This window comes from Lacihabitans sp. LS3-19, from assembly GCF_024343575.1.
Lineage (GTDB): Bacteria > Bacteroidota > Bacteroidia > Cytophagales > Spirosomataceae > Leadbetterella.
Genome location: NZ_RJUA01000123.1, coordinates 1 through 19,461, shown reverse-complemented (window position 1 = coordinate 19,461; position 19,461 = coordinate 1). Strand labels below are relative to the sequence as shown.

Genomic DNA, 19,461 nt, shown 5'->3' with positions numbered 1-19,461 from the left:
AAATTTCAAAAATGTCAATATATACTACGCCCCTACATTTTGGATATTTTCTGGCTTTACTATTTGTGGTACTCTTTGGTTTTAGAGGCTGGCAGCAGGAGAGATTATCAGATAAATTCTTAGCTTGGGTTATGTTTTTATTAGCAATGGAAATCCAAGATTATACTTTTGGATTTTCTGGGATAAATTTTCTTTGGGAAGAGCTAAATGGCTTTCCTCGCCAATTTAATTTGCTTTTAGGTCCTGCAATATACTTTTATCTTAAAACACAAGTAAATAGAGATTATATACTCAAACCAAAAGACCTTCTGCATTTGGTACCGTATTTTATATATTTCATATTCAATTTGTTAATATTTATTCAAGGCAGCGAAAAGGTAAATAGTTGGCAAAAAAGCGAATTTGCTTTTTGGATAGATTGGTTTATAGTTTTATGTATTACAGCTAGTTATATATACTATTTCTATCAATCCATAAAGATATACAAAGCCTATCGCGTTTGGACAGAAACCAAGTTTTCGGAAACCGAAACCATCAACTTAAAATGGCTCAGAAATTTTATTTATCTTATTATAGCCGGTGAAATCATCAAATATTGCTGGAGTATGGCAGACTACATAATAGACATGCCGTACGAAAAAGACTGGTGGTGGCATTTGTTCACGGTAGGCATAATTGCTTACGTGGGAATAAATGGTTTCGCTCAAGTTCAGCCACAAAAGCTCAATTTTAGTATCGAAAATATTCCCTATAAAACTGAGGAAATTCACGATGCCAATATTGCAAATTACAGCGAACTTATTAAAAAAATTGAGAGAATATTTAGTCAAGAAAAAATATTTTTAGAACCTGAGCTAAGCTTGTCTCAACTGGCAAAAAGGCTAAAAACCAACTCAACGATACTCTCAGCAGCTATCAATAAGACCTACAGCAAAAACTTCAATGACTTTGTAAACGAATACCGTATCAAAGAATTTGAGGTTCAGATTAAAAACCCCGAATACAAAAACTACACCAAACTAGCCGTCGCTCTAGACTGCGGCTTTAACTCAAAAGCCACCTTCAATCGTGCTTTGAAAAAATTTGGGGTGAGTTGAGGCTGGGTTTTTATTAGATTTTATGCAATATTTTGGTATTTATCTTTTGTTTAGCTTTTTTCTAAAAAAAATCTACATATTTATCTGGTTTTCAAACTTTTGCATTAAAAAAAACCATCATCTATCAATAAATTTTTCTTTGCCTAAAAATAATATCATTGAGTCAAAACAATTCAAAGACACCAATGTTCTTTTTGTATTTATCCTCAAATAAAACATCGCAAAACCTAAAATTTCGATTTTAAAATTTCAAACTTCTTTTTTTGGGGTTGAACGGTTCGGGTATTGCCGAAAGCGGGGATTTTTAGCACAAAAGTTCAATAGTATTACTGCTGTTGAACCTTGTACAAATGTCCAATCGAAGCCGTTCAGCCCCGCTTTTGGCAATATCATGTTATGCCTTAGTGCTTTCATTTTTCTATTATTATCATTCTATAATTTGTTTCAGATTTGTGTCCGCTTTCACTATCTTCAAATGTGTACGTAAAGCCTATATCAGCTAGTCTTTTTTCTTTTTTTTCAAAGTCAATTGCCTTGTTGAGAATCTGAACTTTTTTACCCATATCCTGAATACAAACAACCATTAAACTTCCATTTTTTAAATCTGAAATGATTCTCTTAATCAGTCCAATTTCTGTTTCTTTGTCTTTCTGGGCGAAATGAAACATACTGTCCAAAAGAATAATGTCGAATTCGCTAAATCTATCAAAAGCATAAATGTCATCAACTTGTCCAACCAAATCTAAGTTTTCTACTTTTCCAATTTGATTCATTTGGTCTATACCAATTTTTGAGTTGTCAATTCCTGTCACGGAATAACCAAGTCGAGCTAATGCAATTGCATCTCTTCCTTGTCCGCAACCTAAGTCAAGTAATTTTCCTTTCTTAGGATATTTCGTAAAAAACTCTATCAATTCGGGATATGGTTCTCCGAATAAGTTTTCTGTCTGATAATATTTGTCATAGGTTACAGTCATTGTCGTTTTTTAGCATTAGGCATAACGTAAAAATATTGCCGATGTGGTGGGATTTGGAACTCGTCAGCCCGTAACATAAGCCCGATAAAAGTACAAAATGCTGAGGACTGTTGCAAATGCTCAGTCGGTTTCCGTCAGCCGGAACCTCCGCCCTATAGCGAACAAAAAGCTCAATTTCTTCCGTCTGCCACCATATTGGCAATACATTGTTGGGCGTTCGTTTATTTTATCTTTTCTGTATACTGACTGTCTAACATTTGTAAAACAACTTCGATATTTTTATTTTCTTTTAACTTAATTGCTATGGATTTTAAGGAATTAAACATTAGCTCATTTATAGCTTCGTCGCCCTGTTCTTCTATGTCTAAGGTTATAATATTGTCGCCAATTTTGAACTCTACCTTGTCGTTTTGATATTCTTCTTCTAATTCAGGAAGTTCAATAAAATCAAATTCTACAAATTCAAAATCTGGACAATTTTGCTCATCTATTGTCAAGTTGAAGTTAGTTGTTAACCAACCTGCCCAAGGGCAACAATAAATTCCTATAGTTTTTGGATTCCCGTTTTCTTCAATAAACTTAATAATGGAATTCTCAATTTCTAAATCTATTCGCTCTAAAATGGTGTCTAAATTTGTCATATTTTTTATAAATGTTTGAATTATATGCAGTTGTAAAGAATTTACTAATTGTGATTCGTTAAGTCAAGTGGTTTAATATTCTTGATTTTTCCTTTATATTTTTACGTTTAACTAAAAAAATTTAATATTTGAAATTTTTTATCATTATTCTCAAACAACTCAATTTTTCACTTTTATTCTGAGTTCTAAGTATTACTCTTTTGTTGTGGAGGGGTTTTCTTAAATGACGCCCAACATCTCGCTATCCGCTACTCGAAAAAAGAGTTGCGGATATATTTTTTTGTTTCTTTTATATTTAACTTATTTTCAATCCAATAGCCATTTGTTGTCATTTATTTACGAAATAGAATAAATGCAGAAAGCTTATGAATTAATATTGAAGACAAGATATATATATTTTTTGAGCTATGAAAAATTTCAAAGTATTCTTTCTTTTTTCATTGGAAACATTTTTCAGGCAAACTATCCACTTGCATTCTTTAAACAAATTTGGTAAAACTCCAGAATTCCTCAATTTGTTTTGGCCTATCTTAAAAATATTGCTCAATCTTAAAACAATAATAGGCTTAGAAGTAATATTTTAATAAATTTGCATCGATTATTAACAAAATTCTTTTTCTTAAATGCAAACCAAAGAAATCAAGGACATTGCCACCCAAGTAAGACGTGATATCGTACGCATGGTACATGGCAGCAAGTCCGGCCACCCAGGTGGTTCATTAGGCTGCACGGATATCGTTGTAGCACTTTATTTCCAACAGATGAAAATCAATAACCGCAAAGGAAAAGGCGGCTATATTTCATTTAAAATGGACGGAATCGACGAAGATTTGTTTTTCCTTTCCAACGGACACACTTCTCCTTTGTTTTATTCGGTTTTGGCAAGAAAAGGCTATTTTGGAATCGAAGAATTGAGCACTTTTAGAAAATTAAACTCAAGGCTTCAAGGGCACCCAACTACACACGAAGGTCTTCCTGGCATCAGAATCGCCTCAGGTTCATTGGGACAAGGTATGTCAGTAGCCATAGGTGCTGCAATGGCTAAAAAACTAAACGGCGACAAAAACCTAGTGTACGTTTTGATGGGCGACGGCGAGCAGCAAGAAGGACAAATTTGGGAGGCGGCACAGTTTGCACCTCACCATAAAGTTGACAACTTGGTAGGTATAATTGACCTAAACGGACAACAAATTGACGGCTCTACCGAACAAGTTATGTCAAACCGCGACCTAAAAGTTAAATACAAGGCATTTGGATGGAATGTAATAGATATCAAAGAAGGCAACGATATAGAAGCTTGTGTAGCAGGTCTTAGAAAAGCAAAAAGACTTACAGGCAAAGGTCAACCAATCATGATCCTATTGCATTCCGAAATGGGTGCTGGCGTAGACTTTATGATGGGTAGCCACAAATGGCATGGCATAGCTCCTAACGACGAGCAATTGGCAGCTGCTTTGGCACAGTTACCTTCAACTTTAGCTGATTATTAATCTATCATTCAAACCTTTACCTCAAAGCGAAGTGAAAATCGCTAAAGGTCAAAAACGAATACAATGAAAAAATATACATATACAGAATCAAAAGATACACGCTCGGGTTTTGGAGATGCCATGACTGAGCTTGGAGAAAGTCATCCCAATGTAGTGGCACTTTGTGCTGACTTGGTGGGCTCACTTAAAATCGCCCCTTTTATCAAAAACCACCCAGAGCGTTTTATACAAACGGGTATTGCTGAAGCTAACATGATGGGTATAGCGGCTGGATTGACTATCGGCGGTAAAATTCCTTATGCTACTACTTTTGCCAACTTCGGTTCGGGTAGAGTGTATGACCAAATCCGTCAGTCTATCGCTTATTCAGACAAAAACGTAAAGGTTGCCGTTTCGCATGCTGGACTTACCCTTGGCGAAGACGGTGCTACACACCAAATATTGGAAGACTTGGCCATGATGCGTGCCATGCCGAATATGACCGTTATAAACCCTTGTGACTACAACCAAACCAAGGCTGCTACCAAGGCTGTTGCGGATTTTGAAGGTCCCGTTTATTTACGTTTTGGTCGTCCAGTTGTGCCTGTGTTTACACCTGCAGATCAGAAATTTGAGATAGGAAAAGCTTGGATGGTAAACGAAGGAAAAGACGTAACTATCATAGCAACAGGCCACTTGGTATGGGAAGCCATCAAAGCAGGTGAGGCATTGGCTGAAGAAGGAATTGATGCTGAAATCATCAATATTCATACTATTAAACCTTTGGATACTGCGGCGATTTTGAAATCTGTAAAGAAGACAAAATGTGTAGTAACTTGTGAAGAACACCAAGCCAATGGTGGCCTTGGAGATGCCGTGGCTCAAACCTTGGCTCAGGAGTTTTTGGCTCCACAAGAGTACATTGCCGTGAAAGATTCATTTGGTGAGTCGGGTACACCGGAGCAATTGATGGTGAAATATGGTTTGGATTCTAAAAACATCATAGCAGCCGTTAAGAAAGTTATTGCTAGAAAATAATAATTAAACCTTTTGAGTCTTGGAGAGTCTAACCGTAGCTCCAAGACTTTTTTTTAATATGAAAGACGAAGAAATTATTGCCCTACTAGCAGATCCTGCTGAGCATGAAAAAGCCTTTAGAGGTATTTTGAAGGCCTATAAAGAAAAGATTTATTACCATGTACGGAAAATTGTCATAGACCATGACGATGCCGACGACGTGACGCAGGAGGCTTTCATAAAAATCTGGAGAAACCTAGATAAATTTAGAGGTGACTCTAAACTTTACACATGGTTGTACAGAATCGCTACAAACGAAGCCCTGACATTCCTGCAAAAAAAGAAAAAAGACAGAGGCATATCCATTGACGACAACGAAATGCTTGTAGCCACGCTAGAATCATCAAAAAGCGACACCTACATGGGAGGTGAAGAGATAGAGATGAAATTGCAAAAGGCTCTGCTCCTACTCACTGACAAACAAAGAGTTGTGTTTAATCTAAAGTATTTTGAAGAATTAAAATACGAAGAAATCGCCGAAATTACGGAGACTTCGGTCGGTGGATTAAAAGCTACCTATCACTTTGCCGTAAAAAAAATAGAAGAATTTCTGACAAAGAACTAAACCTTTTGCAGGAATAAATGTCAAAGAGACAAGATTAAAAAGATTATGAATATTGAGATAAACAAAATACATCATCCGTACAAAGTTCCCGAAGGCTACTTCGAGGAATTGGAAGAGAATGTGATGGCTCAAGTTCACATCCAAGAACTTAAAAATCAGGAAGTTTCAGCTGAATACTTCGAAGATTTAGAATCAAATATTCTTTCACAAATCAAAATAGAAAGCCTGAAAAAAGCAGGTTCGCCAAGTGTAGAAAAAGGTTATTTCGAAAATCTTGAAGCTGAGATTTTAGGCAAAGCCAAAATAGATATTTTCAAAACAAAAGGAAATATAGCAACGCCTGAAGGGTATTTTGAAAATTTAGAATCAGAGATATTGGGCAAAGCGAAAATAGATATTTTCAAATCCAAAGGCAATTTATCTACGCCTGAAGGGTATTTTGAAAATTTGGAAGAGCAAATATTAGCCAAGAAAAATATTGAGATTCTTAAAGGTGCTGATAAACTTGAAACGCCAGAAGGCTATTTTGACAGCCTTGAAAACGATATATTGAGCAAAACCGTAGAACAGAAAAAGAGCAACTTTACTGTTCAGAAAGGCGGATTCAAGTATTTCAGAAATGCTGCAGCTATTTTATTAATCAGTGCGATTTCGGTTTTGTTTTACAGACAATCGCAACCAAAAGATGCGTTTGCCGACATCAGCAATGAAGAAATGATAGCCTACCTTGCAGACCAACCGCTCACAGACACACAGTTGGAAACAGTAGTTGACGAAACCATCACTGTACCGGTAAATCTGGAAGTAAGCGACCAAGAACTAGAACAATTTATTAAAGAAAATAATATTTAAAATGAAAAATATATTAACCTTTATTTTCCTGATTATTAGTACTTTCGCATTTGGCCAAAGACCTGGTGGACAGGCACCCGGAGGGGAAAAAATAAAAGCGATGAAGATTGGTATGATTACCAACGAATTGAAATTAACAGAAAGTCAAGCAGAGAAGTTCTGGCCAATTTATAATGCATATTCTGACGAAAAAAACGATGTGCACCAACAAATCAGAAGATTGAGCAGAAATAACGGCGAAAACCAGTCCAATGCAGAGGCTTTAAAAAACCAAGATAAAATCTTAGATCTTCAACAATCAGAGTTGGATATTACTAAAAAATACAGAGATAGTTTTATGAAAGTTATTTCTCCTCAGCAATATTCAAGTCTTTTAGCCACCGAAAGGAAATTTAATCAGATGCTTTTAGATAAACTGAAAGAGCGTCAAGGAAGAAACTAAGAACATAAAATATTTAGAAAAGCATCTTTCGGGATGCTTTTTTGTGTTATGGCCTTTCATTTTTTATAAAAATCACTAAAAATCGATTAGCTTCATTTTAATTTGTAAAAAAAAGATCTTTTGAACGAAAAACTAGGAAACCTTATCAAAGCTGCAGCTATCGCCAAAGATTTAGGAAAAATAAATCCGAATGATTTTGTATTAAAAAATCCGCTGAAACTTGACGCTGAAACATTGAAATTAGTAGTAAATCAGAGTATTTTCAATGAAACAATAGCAAAGAAAATACCCTCTTGGGCGAATATCGAAGGCTTATTGGCTCCACCAAAAATATCTTTGGAGCAATCTTCATCAGAGGCAACCGCCACTTACAAAAGCCAAAAAGTATCAGGCAAAAACGGAATGGATTTAACGGGAGGTTTGGGTGTTGACGCCTATTTTTTTGCAAAAAACTTTGAGAAATTCACCCACAATGAAATCAACCTAGAGCTAAGTGAAATCGTAAAAAATAACTTCGAAAAATTAGGTTCAAAAAACATTTCTTTAACAAATTCTAATGCGGAATCGTTATCTTTTGAGGAAAAACTGGACTTTATCTATGCAGATCCAGCCCGAAGAGACCATGCCAACAGAAAAATGGTAAGCATCCAAGATTGCTCGCCTAATATTTTAGATATCAAAGACTTAATATTAGAAAACACCGAAACATTTATGATAAAATACTCTCCAATGCTAGACATTAAAGAGAGTTTGTCGTTACTTAAGTTGGTGGATGAAGTCATAATACTTGCCGAAAAAAACGAGGTAAAGGAATTGGTTTTTATTTTGAAAAAAACAGAAAATGCAGACCCTGTTATTTCTTGTGTGAACCTTGGTGGAAACGGAAAAGAATTCCAATTTAGATTTTCTGATGAAAAAGCCACAATGAGCCAATTTTCAGAGCCAAAAAAATACCTTTTCGAAGCCAATGCCGCTATTATGAAAGCTGGAGGATTTAAGTCTGTTGGAAATATTTTTGGTTTAGAAAAACTTTCGCCTAGCAGTCATTTATATACTTCTGGTGAGATTAAAGGAGATTTTCCTGGAAGGATTTTCGAAATAGAGGAACAAAGAAATTATGACAAAAAAGAGTTAAAAACTATAAAAAAAGCAAACGTTGCGGTTAGGAATTTCCCGAAGACACCAGACCAAATCAAAAAAGAGCTAGGCTGGAAAGATGGAGGAGATAAATATGTTTTTTTTACAGAAAATCTAAAAAAGAAAAAATTGGTGTTAATATGCAATAAAATTCAATGATAAATACTTTAAAACAATGAAAATTCTAGCTTACTTTTTGATCGCTTTCTCATTTATTAATGCATCTGCTCAGGTTTATAGAGGCAACAACCTGCACAGTGGCACAGCAAAGTCTTCATTCTATATTATTTCTAATCAAGACGAAAAAGACCTAAACAAAGACCTTGAAGATTATTTGGATGGATTTGGAAAAGTGTCTTCTCCCGAAAAATACTTGAAACGACTTGAAAAACTGAAAGGCCAAAATATTGCGGATGAATTGGCATATATTGACATCGTAAGGGAAAGCACCAAAAAAATGGAGAAAGTAGTGTTTTTCTTTTTGGATAAAAACGAAAAAGCTCTTTCGAGTTTCGAAATGAAAGACAGAGAAGCAATAGCTTTTGTAGAAAATTTTCAAAAATATACCCTACGAAACCTTGAAGAGGAGCTTTTAAAGGAGAATATAAAACTTGCTCAAGATAATTTAGCTGAAGCTAACAAATACCTTTCTAAAACCGAAAAGGCTTTAGAAACCAATCTGAAAGAGCAAGAAAAACTCGGCAAAAAGCTAGATGCTTCGCCAGAAAAACTTACGAAAGCTTTATCTGAAAAAGAGGAGATTGTAAATGAGTTATATTCTGATCCGCAAGCTGAAGAAGAAAAAGCGAAAGAGGAACTAGTAAAAGCTTCTACTAAAAAAGAAAAGGAAATTGCTAAAATCCAGAAAGAAAAAGAAAAAGCCGAAACAAAACTCAGTAAAAAAGAAAAAGAATTTGATGCCTTAAAAGACAATCTTTTTGATGCCAAAAATAGGTTAAAAGCCACTTCAGCCGTGTTGGAGGATGCCAAAAAGGCTTTGGATAATTTCAAATAAGTAAAAAAAAATGGGTCGGCTAAAACAAGCCGCCCATTTTATTCTAAAAAACTATTACTCCACTAAAATCTTCTTCTCTCTAAATCTCTTGTCTCCTTGGTTATCATTCTATTTAATTGATCCAAATCGCGGTCTAACTCTCTCGCCTCCGCTCTTGATATACGACCATTTCTCATAAATCGATTCTCTTTTCTTTCTATATTATCATAAAAACGCATCAATCTATTGGCCTCTAGTCTTGTGATTCTTCCTCTTCGTATTCCTTCATTGATTCGCATCTTTGCTTGTCTTTGATAAGAATTAATAGCCATAGCTTTTGGGTCATTCACGCGATTATAATTTCGATCATACCCCCAGTTGTCGTCAAATCCCCCCTTTTTGTCGAATTTACTATGGGCGTATCTATCATTAGATGGACCATTATTTCGGTGATTTCCTCCATTGTATTGAGCAAATGTTCCCATTGTAACCAAACTCAAAATGCCGATAAATGCTGCTGTCTTTTTCATGATCTTATAATTTTAATTGCTGTTTAAATCTTTGCCTATTAGAGCTAAAACCACCTCAAAGGTTTAGTATTGGCTATTGTTAATGATTGTTAATGAAATTTTACAATTAAATGGCAACAAAAAGAATCATTAGAGCGTTATCCTACTAAGTTCAAAGAATTTCTTATTCTTGAATATTATAGTGGTTTATTTTAGGGGTTAGATTAAAGCTCTCGGATTTTCTGAGAGCTTTTCTTTTGAAAAACCCACAGATTAGATTTCATTATTTTTGGCCTATTTTTGTAAAAAATAAAAAACTTCATAAAAAAACATGTTCATTAAAAGCTTCAATTCTTTAATTTTTATATTATGCTCTACTTTTGCTTTTAGTCAAGTAAATGACCTCAATGTTTACTTAAACTGTCAAAACGCTAGGTGCTATACAGATTATTTGAAGGCCGAACTACCCATGTTTAATTTTGTAAGAGACCAAGCCACTGCAGACGTGTTGGTCCTAATTACCGACAATGGCAATGCATCAGGCGGAGCAAACTATACAATATATTTTGAAGGCCAAAATAGCTTCAGAACACAATTGGACACCACAAGGTTTTCTACCAGAGCCGATGCAACGGAGGATATAAGACGAAAAAAAGTTTTAAATGCTGTAAGTTTAGGTCTTTTGGGCTATTTGAAAAGCATAGAATCGGCAGATTTGGTGAAAGTAACTTTTAATAAAACCGAACAGAAAAAAACAGAGCTTAAGAAAGATAAATGGAACAGCTGGATATTTGGAGTTGGTGGAAACGGACGATTTTCAGGCGAAAGTAACAGGTCAAATGTTTCTTTTGATGGCAATATACGTGGTGGTAGAACCACCCACAAATCTAAATTCAGCTTCTATTCCTATTATAACAACCGCACCAATAGTGTGGTGGTGGACTCAGTAACAAATACTGTCAAAGTCAACGACTATGGCTTCAACAGCCTTTTTGTGGCGGCTTTTAACAATCATTGGTCACTAGGCGGATTTGTGAAAGGGTATCATTCTGTTTACCAAAATATCAAGTTCTCGAAAAGTATTGCTCCAGCATTAGAATATTCAGTATTCCCGGTTCAAGAATTTAACAGAAAACAACTTCGCTGGATATACCAAGCTGGTATCAGAGACTTTGATTATATAGAGCTGACTGTTTTTGACAAAGTAGAAGAAACCCTTCCCTACCAACAAATAACCGGCATTTTGGGTTTTACCCAAAACTGGGGAAATTTCTCAGCCGAACTATCTGGATACCAATATCTTAACAACCTTGAAAGGTATCGATTGAGTTTAGAAATTGACCTATCACTGAGAGTGGCCCAAGGCTTATCTTTGCGTTTTTACGGAAACGGCTCCCAGATAAACAACCAAATATCACTACCCAAAAGCAGCGGAGATGCCGCTAATGTACTATTAGGTGGAAGGCAATTGGCTACCACATTCTCTTACTTAACTTCATTTGGTTTGAACTACACTTTCGGTTCAATAAACAATAGTATAGTTAATCCGAGATTTTCAGGCGTGAATTAATTTTGTGATTTGTTTAAATCAAGTTCAAGTTCAAGTTCAAGTTCAAATTCAAGTTCAAATTCAAGTTCAAAATCAAATTCAAAACCAAAATCAAATTTATTTTCAAGAATCAAATTTAATTTCAAGAATCAAGTTCAAAAATCTAAATCTAAAATCGTAAATCAAATAAATCGGAAATCGATTGAATCGTAAATCAAAAATCTAAAATCGTAAATCCCAAATCGTAAATCCAAAATCATAAATCCCAAATCAGCTATTCCATAATTTTCATCTCATTCCTTAGCATTTTCCAGTATTTTGGTCTAAAATTGTATTCAACAAACGAGAAAATATAATGAACAATATCCATGAATTGGTCAATCTATTAAGACTTGAAAAGTTAAGCGATTCGATTTTTTTAGGACAAAACTACCAAGCTCCCTGGAAACGCGTTTTTGGCGGACAAGTATTGGCCCAAGCTCTCAGTGCCGCCCAACAAACTGTTGACCCAGAGCGATTTGCACATTCTATGCATGCCTATTTCCTATTAGCTGGCGACATAGCCATACCCATAGTGTTTGAAGTTGAAAAAATAAGAGACGGCGGAAGTTTTAGTACAAGAAGAGTAGTGGCCAAACAAAATGGCATCGCTATATTTTTCATGTCTATTTCGTTCCAAAAAATCCAGAAAGGATTTGATCATCAGATAGATATGCCTAAAGTTGATGGCCCCGAAAATCTCCCTTCTGACTTGGATACTGTTAAAAAATTCAAACTGTTCGTACCCGATCATATATTTCAGGTTATAAACGAAAGGCCCTTTGAATTCAGAATGGTTGAGCAGGTTAGTCTTTTGGATTTCAAAACTAAGCTTCCTTTCAGAAATTTTTGGTTTAAAGCCAACGAAAAACTGGTAGCCGACCTCAACGTTCACCAAAGGTTAATGACGTACGTTTCAGACTATAATTTGCTCACTACAGCCACCTTGCCGCATACCAAAGGCCCTCTTCCCAACAAAGACCTCTTCATGGCGAGTCTTGACCACGGCATGTGGTTTCATAGAGATTTTAAAATAGACGACTGGCTACTATATGCTATGGATAGCCCAAGTGCCAGCAATGCCCGTGGATTTACCCGTGGTAATATATTCACCAAAGACGGCATTTTGGTGGCTTCTGTGGTGCAAGAAGGATTGATGAGACCGAAGGGGTAGTTGATTAGTTATTAGTAGATTAGTTGTTGGTATAATAGTTATTAGTATAATAGTTATTAGTAGATTAGTTATTAGTATAATAGCTATTAGTTTTGTTTGTGAGTTTTGAGTTTTGTTTGTGAGTTTTGAGTTTTGTTTGTATTTAGGTTTTGAGTTTTGTATTTAAGTTTTGTATTTGAACTTGAGTCTTGTTTTTGAAGATGAACTTGTTTTTGTATTTGAACTTGTTTTTTAACTTGAGTCTTATTTTTGAACTTGAATTTGTTTTTGAACTTGTTTTTGAACTTGAACTTGTATTTGAACTTATATTTGAACTTGTATTTAAACTTATTTTTGAGTTTTGTGATATGAATTATTGGGAGTGCTGATAGCTATTAGAAGTTTTAAAAAAATGATTTATTACTCAAGCGATTGTGTTTTTTCTTTTCTATAATTTATAAGATTCACTTTGTTAAAATTGGCCCAATAAAAATTTTAAATTCAATAAAACATGGTCTAAGTTTTCAGTTTTTCAAAAGATTGTTAAATTTACCTATATTTGAAAGACCAAATCAAACTATTCATTCATTCGAATAGTAAACCAAAGCTTGGTGTTTTAAAATGGCACTTAGATAAAACCATAAACCAATAACCTCCAGATAGGTATCTAAAGACCATTTTCAAGTAAACCAATAACAAAAAACCAAAACAATAGTAAACAATACACTAATAAACCAATAACAAGTACACCAATAAACCAGTAACAAATAAACTAATAAACCAATAACAAGTACACTAATAAACTAATAACAAGTACACTAATAAACAAGTCAACAAAACATGAACCCTTTTAAGAATCTTTCGCTGCCTGTAGTAGTAGCACCAATGTTTTTAATATCCACACCAAAGCTCGTAATAGAATGCTGTAAGAACGGCATTGTGGGTACTTTCCCGGCACTTAACCAACGCACCACGGAGGGTTTTGAGGAGTGGGTTGTAGAAATAAAAACCGAGCTCGAAAAATTTGAGAAAGAAACGGGCAAAAAACCAGCCCCTTTTGGCGTAAACATCATTGTGCATCATTCTAATCCTCGGGTGATGGCCGATATGCAGATTGTCGTAAAACATCAAATTCCCTTGATAATCACATCATTAGGAGCAGTAAGTCAGGTGGTAGACGCGGTGCATTCGTATGGTGGATTGGTTTTTCATGATGTCATAAAAAAACGCCATGCCGAAAAAGCCGACGAGGCAGGTGTAGATGGCCTTATATTGGTAGCTGCAGGTGCTGGTGGACATGCAGGTACACTCAATCCAATTCCATTCGTAACCGAAATCCGTAGTTTTTACAAAAAGACCATTTTGCTTTCGGGTTGCCTAAGTACTGGTCAGGATGTGGCCTCCGCTATGGCTTTGGGTGCTGACTTGGCCTATATGGGTACCCGATTTATCAATACTACCGAAGCCAATGCAGCGGATGAGTACAAAGAGATGATCATAGAAAGCGGTGCGAGCGACATTGTGTACACCGCAGCAATATCAGGCGTAAGTGCCAATTTTATGCAAAAAAGCCTCGAAAACAACAGCATTACCAAAGAAATGTGGGATATGAAAGCCAAGATAGATTTTGGCAAAGAACTAGATGCCGAAAAAGCCGAAACCAAAGCCTGGAAAACCCTCTGGTCGGCTGGCCAAGGCGTTGCTACGATTCACGATGTAATGCCTGTAGCAGAATTGGTAAATGAAATGAAAGCCGAATTCAAAGCCGCCATAAACAAGCAAACAGCACTTTTGGAAGAATACGCCTAATTGGTTTAATTTTCGCAGAAAGAAGCCATCAGATTTAATAAAGTCAGGTGGCTTTTTTTTGATTACAATGTTTTGTAAATCGTTAATTTTCAAAAACTTATTATTCAAAGCGAATTTTCAATAAAATCTTTAAAACAATTCCATAATCGAATGCTTTCTTTTATTTTTATTATCCAAAATATACAGCTAGATCCAAAACCATTTTGTGATTGAGAGGGCGAAGCTGTAAAAAAATAAGCAATATGAAAGGATTAAATAAAGTGACACTTATCGGAAACCTTGGGAAAGACCCAGAGCTACGTAAACTGGAAGGTGACATTGCTGTGGTAAAACTTACTTTGGCCACCACCGAAGGCTACAAAGACGAAAAAGGCCAAACCCATACACACACCGAATGGCACAACGTGGTGCTTTGGCGTGGCCTTGCTGAAATGGCTGAAAAATACCTAAAAAAAGGCAGCATGGTATGTATTGAAGGTAAACTGAGGACAAGAAGCTACGAAGACAAAAACAAGGAAAAGAGATTTGTAACAGAAGTAATAGGCGATAATGTGATAATGTTAGATAAAAAGGAAAGTACTTAAAACTGTTCAATTTAAAGACTTCTTGTTTCTAACAATCAAAACTTCATCGTCAGAGAAATCCATCCAAGCAAAATCATAGACATAATGCATTGTTTTGCCTTTAGAGTTTATATGGTAGTGAGTTATATACTTGAACTTAAATTTTTTCTCTTCCAAAACCATTCGAGGCACTTTTTTCTGGACTTCGTTTTTACCCATTATCTCTAATAATATTGAGCGGTTTCTATGCAAGTGCCTATCGATCGGAAAGGCCTCTTTGGCAGTAACCGCTCTCAGATGTACATGGTAATAATTTTTGCATTTTTGGCTACAAAACATTTTATCAGTTCTACCAAGCAATGGCGTTTTACATATTTTGCATTTTTTTACCATATTTTATTATTTTTCAAGAAAATCAAAAAGAACAAATTCATAACTTCTACAAAACTAGATAATTACATCTAAAATAACAATAGCCGTTTGGTAACGGTTAAAAAACGTTTGTTGGCGGATGTTTTGGCATTTTGTCTTGAATTTAATATAATTCTGGTTTTCTTTTGCATAAAAAAGAAATACTAAATGTCTCCCTATACCAATATTATTTTATTTGAACCGGCTCTCCAAAGTGCCAGAATAAAGGTATTTATCCCATACCAAATGAAAGAAGAGAGGGAGTTTTTTAAACGATTAAGTTCGGCCTACTATCATCCAAATGAAAAACTATGGAGTGTAATCAACTCAAAGGGAACTTTTGAAGAATTGGGGAGGATGTTTAACGGTAAATATGAAATACAAAAAACGGAAAAGCCTGGTGTTATTTTAAATACGCCCGAACCAACCAATATAATAGCAAATGCCAAGTCCACCACAAAACCTGAAAATGAGACAATTAGTATTAAAGAAAATACAAATTCATCGCAGAAAGATTCCGACAATAAATATATTGAACCTAATTTAGGGCAAATCCAAAACCAACTAGAGGATCATCAAGGTAGTTTACAAACCACCAAAATCTCAAACCCAGTAAAAATAACCAGCACCAATCGACATATATATATTTTTCTAAGTAAAAATGAAACCGATATCCAATTTATTAGAAACATTACCTACAGCAGATGGGATAAGGCAAAATTCTGCTGGTTGGTGCCTAATTTTGGAGAAAATTTAAACAATTTGAAAAGATATTTCGGCGAAAGGCTCGTGGAACAAAAGGAAATTGTAACGGAGACTATTGCTATTAACAAAAACGAATATACGCGAATAAAAAACGAAATATTGGTCATAAGAAATGCTAACAATAGACTGCTAGTGTCCATAGACTATAACAAGGATTTGATTAGAAAACTCAAACAGTTTCCATTTTTGAAATACGATAAAAGCACTAAAACCTGGAGTTTCCCTTACAACGAAAAATACATCCAAGACTTACAAAATATCGCAATATCTGAAAATCAGACCTTTAAATTCATACAAGAGCAAACAGATACGCACAAGCCCGTAAAAAGCATAATTCCTAAAACAAAAACATGCCCAGATGAATACCTAGAGAAACTAAAAGAGTTAAGATATGCAGACAGCACCTTAAAGACTTATAAACAGTGCTTTGAAGAGTTTTTAAACTACTACCCTGACGAGGTACTCGAAACTTTAAAAGAAGAACAAATTATAAAGTTCTTGAGATATCTGGTAAATGAAAGAAAAATTTCTATTTCAGTACAAAACCAAGCCATAAACGCCATTAAATTTTATTATGAAAAAGTATTGGGAGGTAAAAGGACTTTTTACCATATAGATAGACCCAGAACAGAAAAAATATTGCCTCTAGTATTAAGCGAGGAGCAAGTGGAAGCTTTGATCAATACCATTACAAACCTTAAACACAAGGCGATTATAATGACCATATATTCGGCAGGCTTGAGGATAAACGAGGCAACAAACCTGCGGATTTCAGACATAGACTCTAAACGTATGCAAATAAGAATAGAACAGGGAAAAGGAAAAAAAGATAGATATACCCTACTTTCAACAAAAACCTTAGCTAAACTGAAGGAATACTATATTAGTTATAAACCTAAAATATGGCTTTTTGAAGGACAAACTGGAGGCCAATACGCAGATAAGAGTATTCAGCAGGTGTTTCACAAAGCAAAAAACGCCTCAAAAACAGACAAAAGAGCCACTGTACATACTTTGAGACATAGCTTCGCTACTCATCTGTTGGAAAATGGGACAGACTTAAGATACATACAAGAATTGCTAGGTCATAGCAGCTCAAAAACAACTGAAATCTATACACATGTAACAACCAAGGGCTTTGACAAAATTGTAAGTCCATTGGACAAATTAAATATCAAATGAATAATTGGAAATTAGGAATTCAAAGAATATATTTGCTAACAAAAAAATCAGTTTACGATACTCTAAAACTCACATGAAAATATTAACGCTACACAATACAAAACACAAATACTTATTTATCAATAATTTAGATAAAATAATCAATATAAAACCAATTGCGATATTTACGCTACTCAAAAAACCAGTAGCGTAAACCGACTCGTTAGCAGACAGGTTAAGAATTGAGAACCTCGAAAATATCCTCTCCGTGAATAAATTTAATTTGTAATGGATTATCCCAAGCAACTGACAACTCCTCGACACTTTTGCCACTTTGTTTTGAAAATGTGGACAGGAGAGCTTCTTTTTTTGTACAAACTTTTGCTTTTAAAAAGTGTTCAAAATTTTCATTCGAACTTTCTTCTAACTTAATTGAATAAATCATGATTAAAACGATTAAAATTTACGAAAATATTACTGACTTTAACGACTTCCATGAGAGAGGGGACTTTATTAAGGGGGTTTATAAAGATTCAGAAGAGAAAGATATTTATTTTGTAAGTGGTGGAAAAATGTCAATGCGACCAGGAAACGCACCAGTGAATTACAATATTTTAATGGCAATAAAGTTTGATAACATTGAAGCTGCCATTGAAAAAGATTACTCAAAAACCGAACATATTTCAGTTCATGCATTTGACTTTTTAAGATTTGAAATAATTGAAATTGAAAATTGAAGTTGGTATTTAAAACTCTATAGGTAAATAACTTATATTTACAAAAAAAATACCTACCCAAGTTTGGCGACTGGTAGGTATTTGTATCATAATTCAAAACATAACATACAAATTTAATGAAACAATCGTATGATTGCTCAAAATGTGGCAAAGAAAATAGCATTGAAGTGACAGGTGATATTTTCAATAAATTAAAAGATGGATTCGGGTCAACTGGAATAATGTCAGGAGAATTCAGAGACTTAGGAGGTTTGATAAATAGTTCAAACCTATTAGGCTCAGACTTCTTTTCAGGAAAATCAAGAAAACCATTAGAATATAGAGACACTTGCAAACATTGTGGAGCAATAAACATTTTATCCTTTTGAACTATGTCAGATACAAATGAAGAGTTAATTCCAAAATTAAAAGTAAGACCTGCAACCCAGAGAGATATTTTCTTTTTAAACTGGGGTCCAGAATTAGTTAAAAACCAATTTAATTTAGCTTCCGAGCTTTTGAAGCAACAAATCACAATTTGTATTGCACTTCTAAGCGTAAGCTTAATTTTTGACAATATTCTCAAAGGTGATGATAGGTGGAAATTTTTAATTCTTCTGAGCTTTTTATTAGGGCTTATATTTTCATTTATTGGACTTATGCCGTTCGACAGACAACAAGTTTGTTTAGATAGCCCTGATGACATAGAAGCATACCAAAAAGATTCTCTAAAGCATAAAAAACGATGTATAAAAGCATCTGGTGCAATGATACTTCTTGGACTGTCACTTATTATATTCAAAGTTGGAATACTGACTATCAACACGTAGAGAAAAGAAACCCATCTGCTAACATTATGTTTAAGCAAGATAGGCAAACGGAATATATTGAACATTTGAATATAAATTTAACATTAGTAATTAATTTGAACAGCAGGAATACTATTTCCTATCCTGCTTAAACATTGGCACGTTAGCGGTCATCCAGCATATAAGCCTCGCCCATTAACTTAGTATGCTAACGTGGAAGCACTTATGAAACAATCCCTTAAATTTGAAAACTCATTGCAAGGCCGATTTTAAAACTGTTGCGTAATAGCACGAGCGTCATCCTGGTTGGAGTGTGTGTCATAACTTAAGTGGCGGTTCTGTTCCGATTACTATCAGAATACGAAACCCCGTTCAGAATATTTATTATTCCAAAAGAGCACTCCCTTTGAGTATTTTTTAAATTTAAACTCAAATTTTATGGATCAGAAAAATGAATCATTATCCATGGAAATTGTCAATCCGCATGCTGGTGGAATTGACATAGGTAGCCGTTCTCATTGGGTCTCAGTAGGTCAAAAAGAAAAAGACATCAAAGAATTTGGTGTTTTTAATGAAGACCTTCATGCTATCGCGGATTGGCTTGAAGAAAACAAAGTAACCACTGTAGCTATGGAAAGTACAGGTACTTATTGGCAAGCACTTTATGCCGTTCTGATTAGTCGTGGTTTTCAAGTGATCTTGTGTAATGGCAAGTTTACCAAAAAC

Annotated in this window: 21 protein-coding genes; 17 read left to right on the top strand and 4 right to left on the bottom strand. The window is 34.8% G+C overall.

The genetic code is table 11. The features are described 5' to 3' along the window. Positions 1-11 precede the first annotated feature (11 nt). A complete protein-coding gene (locus tag EGI22_RS20185; protein WP_255070260.1) occupies positions 12-1,097 on the top strand; it encodes an AraC family transcriptional regulator in 1,086 nt (361 codons plus the stop codon). A gap of 410 nt (positions 1,098-1,507) precedes the next feature. On the opposite strand, the gene EGI22_RS20180 is transcribed toward EGI22_RS20185, so the two are convergent. Further along, positions 1,508-2,074, bottom strand: a complete 567-nt coding sequence (locus tag EGI22_RS20180; RefSeq protein ID WP_255070259.1) for a methyltransferase domain-containing protein — start codon at positions 2,072-2,074, stop codon at positions 1,508-1,510. Between the two features lie 221 nt (positions 2,075-2,295). After that, positions 2,296-2,715, bottom strand: a complete 420-nt coding sequence (locus EGI22_RS20175; RefSeq protein ID WP_255070258.1) for a hypothetical protein — start codon at positions 2,713-2,715, stop codon at positions 2,296-2,298. Between the two features lie 623 nt (positions 2,716-3,338). On the opposite strand from EGI22_RS20175, the gene EGI22_RS20170 reads away from it, so the two are divergent. The 7 genes from EGI22_RS20170 (at position 3,339) to EGI22_RS20140 (ending at position 9,272) form a co-directional block, all read left to right on the top strand. Continuing rightward, complete coding sequence (locus EGI22_RS20170; RefSeq protein ID WP_255070257.1) at positions 3,339-4,205, top strand: transketolase; 867 nt, start codon at positions 3,339-3,341, stop codon at positions 4,203-4,205. 63 nt (positions 4,206-4,268) lie between these two features. Further along, positions 4,269-5,222, top strand: a complete 954-nt coding sequence (locus EGI22_RS20165) for a transketolase family protein (protein ID WP_255070256.1) — start codon at positions 4,269-4,271, stop codon at positions 5,220-5,222. 58 nt (positions 5,223-5,280) lie between these two features. Then, positions 5,281-5,826 carry an RNA polymerase sigma factor gene (locus EGI22_RS20160; protein WP_255070298.1) on the top strand — a complete coding sequence of 182 codons (546 nt, stop codon included), beginning with the start codon at positions 5,281-5,283 and terminating at the stop codon, positions 5,824-5,826. Between the two features lie 45 nt (positions 5,827-5,871). Further along, on the top strand, positions 5,872-6,678 hold the full coding sequence (locus EGI22_RS20155) for a hypothetical protein (protein WP_255070255.1): 807 nt from the start codon (positions 5,872-5,874) through the stop codon (positions 6,676-6,678). 1 nt (position 6,679) lies between these two features. After that, positions 6,680-7,120, top strand: a complete 441-nt coding sequence (locus EGI22_RS20150) for a Spy/CpxP family protein refolding chaperone (RefSeq protein ID WP_255070254.1) — start codon at positions 6,680-6,682, stop codon at positions 7,118-7,120. A gap of 120 nt (positions 7,121-7,240) precedes the next feature. Beyond that, on the top strand, positions 7,241-8,416 hold the full coding sequence (locus EGI22_RS20145) for a hypothetical protein (RefSeq protein ID WP_255070253.1): 1,176 nt from the start codon (positions 7,241-7,243) through the stop codon (positions 8,414-8,416). Positions 8,417-8,432: 16 nt separating this feature from the next. Further along, positions 8,433-9,272, top strand: a complete 840-nt coding sequence (locus tag EGI22_RS20140) for a hypothetical protein (RefSeq protein WP_255070252.1) — start codon at positions 8,433-8,435, stop codon at positions 9,270-9,272. A 62-nt stretch (positions 9,273-9,334) separates the two neighbouring features. On the opposite strand, the gene EGI22_RS20135 is transcribed toward EGI22_RS20140, so the two are convergent. After that, complete coding sequence (locus EGI22_RS20135; protein ID WP_255070251.1) at positions 9,335-9,781, bottom strand: hypothetical protein; 447 nt, start codon at positions 9,779-9,781, stop codon at positions 9,335-9,337. Positions 9,782-10,091: 310 nt separating this feature from the next. Here EGI22_RS20135 and EGI22_RS20130 point away from each other — a divergent pair, with 310 nt between their 5' ends. From EGI22_RS20130 to EGI22_RS20115, 4 genes are all read left to right on the top strand, one after another. After that, positions 10,092-11,330, top strand: a complete 1,239-nt coding sequence (locus tag EGI22_RS20130) for a DUF481 domain-containing protein (protein WP_255070250.1) — start codon at positions 10,092-10,094, stop codon at positions 11,328-11,330. Between the two features lie 334 nt (positions 11,331-11,664). Next, on the top strand, positions 11,665-12,522 hold the full coding sequence (locus tag EGI22_RS20125) for an acyl-CoA thioesterase II (protein WP_255070249.1): 858 nt from the start codon (positions 11,665-11,667) through the stop codon (positions 12,520-12,522). Between the two features lie 819 nt (positions 12,523-13,341). Next, the gene (locus EGI22_RS20120; protein ID WP_255070248.1) at positions 13,342-14,310 is read left to right on the top strand and encodes a nitronate monooxygenase family protein; all 969 of its coding nucleotides are present in this window, start codon (positions 13,342-13,344) and stop codon (positions 14,308-14,310) included. Between the two features lie 242 nt (positions 14,311-14,552). Next, positions 14,553-14,894, top strand: coding sequence for a single-stranded DNA-binding protein (locus EGI22_RS20115; protein ID WP_255070247.1), 342 nt, complete (start codon positions 14,553-14,555; stop codon positions 14,892-14,894). Positions 14,895-14,900: 6 nt separating this feature from the next. On the opposite strand, the gene EGI22_RS20110 is transcribed toward EGI22_RS20115, so the two are convergent. Continuing rightward, positions 14,901-15,266 (bottom strand): hypothetical protein, encoded by a 366-nt coding sequence (locus tag EGI22_RS20110; RefSeq protein WP_255070246.1) that lies wholly within the window; start codon positions 15,264-15,266, stop codon positions 14,901-14,903. A gap of 186 nt (positions 15,267-15,452) precedes the next feature. On the opposite strand from EGI22_RS20110, the gene EGI22_RS20105 reads away from it, so the two are divergent. The 5 genes from EGI22_RS20105 to EGI22_RS20085 form a co-directional block, all read left to right on the top strand. Continuing rightward, positions 15,453-17,231 (top strand): tyrosine-type recombinase/integrase, encoded by a 1,779-nt coding sequence (locus tag EGI22_RS20105; RefSeq protein WP_255070245.1) that lies wholly within the window; start codon positions 15,453-15,455, stop codon positions 17,229-17,231. Between the two features lie 422 nt (positions 17,232-17,653). Beyond that, on the top strand, positions 17,654-17,947 hold the full coding sequence (locus tag EGI22_RS20100) for a hypothetical protein (RefSeq protein ID WP_255070244.1): 294 nt from the start codon (positions 17,654-17,656) through the stop codon (positions 17,945-17,947). Between the two features lie 116 nt (positions 17,948-18,063). After that, positions 18,064-18,315: a hypothetical protein gene (locus EGI22_RS20095; protein WP_255070243.1), complete on the top strand. Its 252-nt coding sequence runs from the start codon at positions 18,064-18,066 to the stop codon at positions 18,313-18,315. Between the two features lie 3 nt (positions 18,316-18,318). Continuing rightward, positions 18,319-18,756, top strand: coding sequence for a hypothetical protein (locus EGI22_RS20090; protein ID WP_255070242.1), 438 nt, complete (start codon positions 18,319-18,321; stop codon positions 18,754-18,756). A gap of 417 nt (positions 18,757-19,173) precedes the next feature. Continuing rightward, on the top strand, positions 19,174-19,461 hold a 288-nt coding region (locus EGI22_RS20085; protein WP_255070241.1), incomplete at its 3' end, for an IS110 family transposase.

Coding starts and splice junctions, on each gene's coding strand:
- EGI22_RS20185 (WP_255070260.1), top strand. CDS start 12: ATGTCAATATATACTACGCCCCTACATTTTGGATATTTTCTGGCTTTA.
- EGI22_RS20180 (WP_255070259.1), bottom strand. CDS start 2,074: ATGACTGTAACCTATGACAAATATTATCAGACAGAAAACTTATTCGGA.
- EGI22_RS20175 (WP_255070258.1), bottom strand. CDS start 2,715: ATGACAAATTTAGACACCATTTTAGAGCGAATAGATTTAGAAATTGAG.
- EGI22_RS20170 (WP_255070257.1), top strand. CDS start 3,339: ATGCAAACCAAAGAAATCAAGGACATTGCCACCCAAGTAAGACGTGAT.
- EGI22_RS20165 (WP_255070256.1), top strand. CDS start 4,269: ATGAAAAAATATACATATACAGAATCAAAAGATACACGCTCGGGTTTT.
- EGI22_RS20160 (WP_255070298.1), top strand. CDS start 5,281: ATGAAAGACGAAGAAATTATTGCCCTACTAGCAGATCCTGCTGAGCAT.
- EGI22_RS20155 (WP_255070255.1), top strand. CDS start 5,872: ATGAATATTGAGATAAACAAAATACATCATCCGTACAAAGTTCCCGAA.
- EGI22_RS20150 (WP_255070254.1), top strand. CDS start 6,680: ATGAAAAATATATTAACCTTTATTTTCCTGATTATTAGTACTTTCGCA.
- EGI22_RS20140 (WP_255070252.1), top strand. CDS start 8,433: ATGAAAATTCTAGCTTACTTTTTGATCGCTTTCTCATTTATTAATGCA.
- EGI22_RS20135 (WP_255070251.1), bottom strand. CDS start 9,781: ATGAAAAAGACAGCAGCATTTATCGGCATTTTGAGTTTGGTTACAATG.
- EGI22_RS20130 (WP_255070250.1), top strand. CDS start 10,092: ATGTTCATTAAAAGCTTCAATTCTTTAATTTTTATATTATGCTCTACT.
- EGI22_RS20125 (WP_255070249.1), top strand. CDS start 11,665: ATGAACAATATCCATGAATTGGTCAATCTATTAAGACTTGAAAAGTTA.
- EGI22_RS20120 (WP_255070248.1), top strand. CDS start 13,342: ATGAACCCTTTTAAGAATCTTTCGCTGCCTGTAGTAGTAGCACCAATG.
- EGI22_RS20115 (WP_255070247.1), top strand. CDS start 14,553: ATGAAAGGATTAAATAAAGTGACACTTATCGGAAACCTTGGGAAAGAC.
- EGI22_RS20110 (WP_255070246.1), bottom strand. CDS start 15,266: ATGGTAAAAAAATGCAAAATATGTAAAACGCCATTGCTTGGTAGAACT.
- EGI22_RS20105 (WP_255070245.1), top strand. CDS start 15,453: ATGTCTCCCTATACCAATATTATTTTATTTGAACCGGCTCTCCAAAGT.
- EGI22_RS20100 (WP_255070244.1), top strand. CDS start 17,654: ATGATTAAAACGATTAAAATTTACGAAAATATTACTGACTTTAACGAC.
- EGI22_RS20095 (WP_255070243.1), top strand. CDS start 18,064: ATGAAACAATCGTATGATTGCTCAAAATGTGGCAAAGAAAATAGCATT.
- EGI22_RS20090 (WP_255070242.1), top strand. CDS start 18,319: ATGTCAGATACAAATGAAGAGTTAATTCCAAAATTAAAAGTAAGACCT.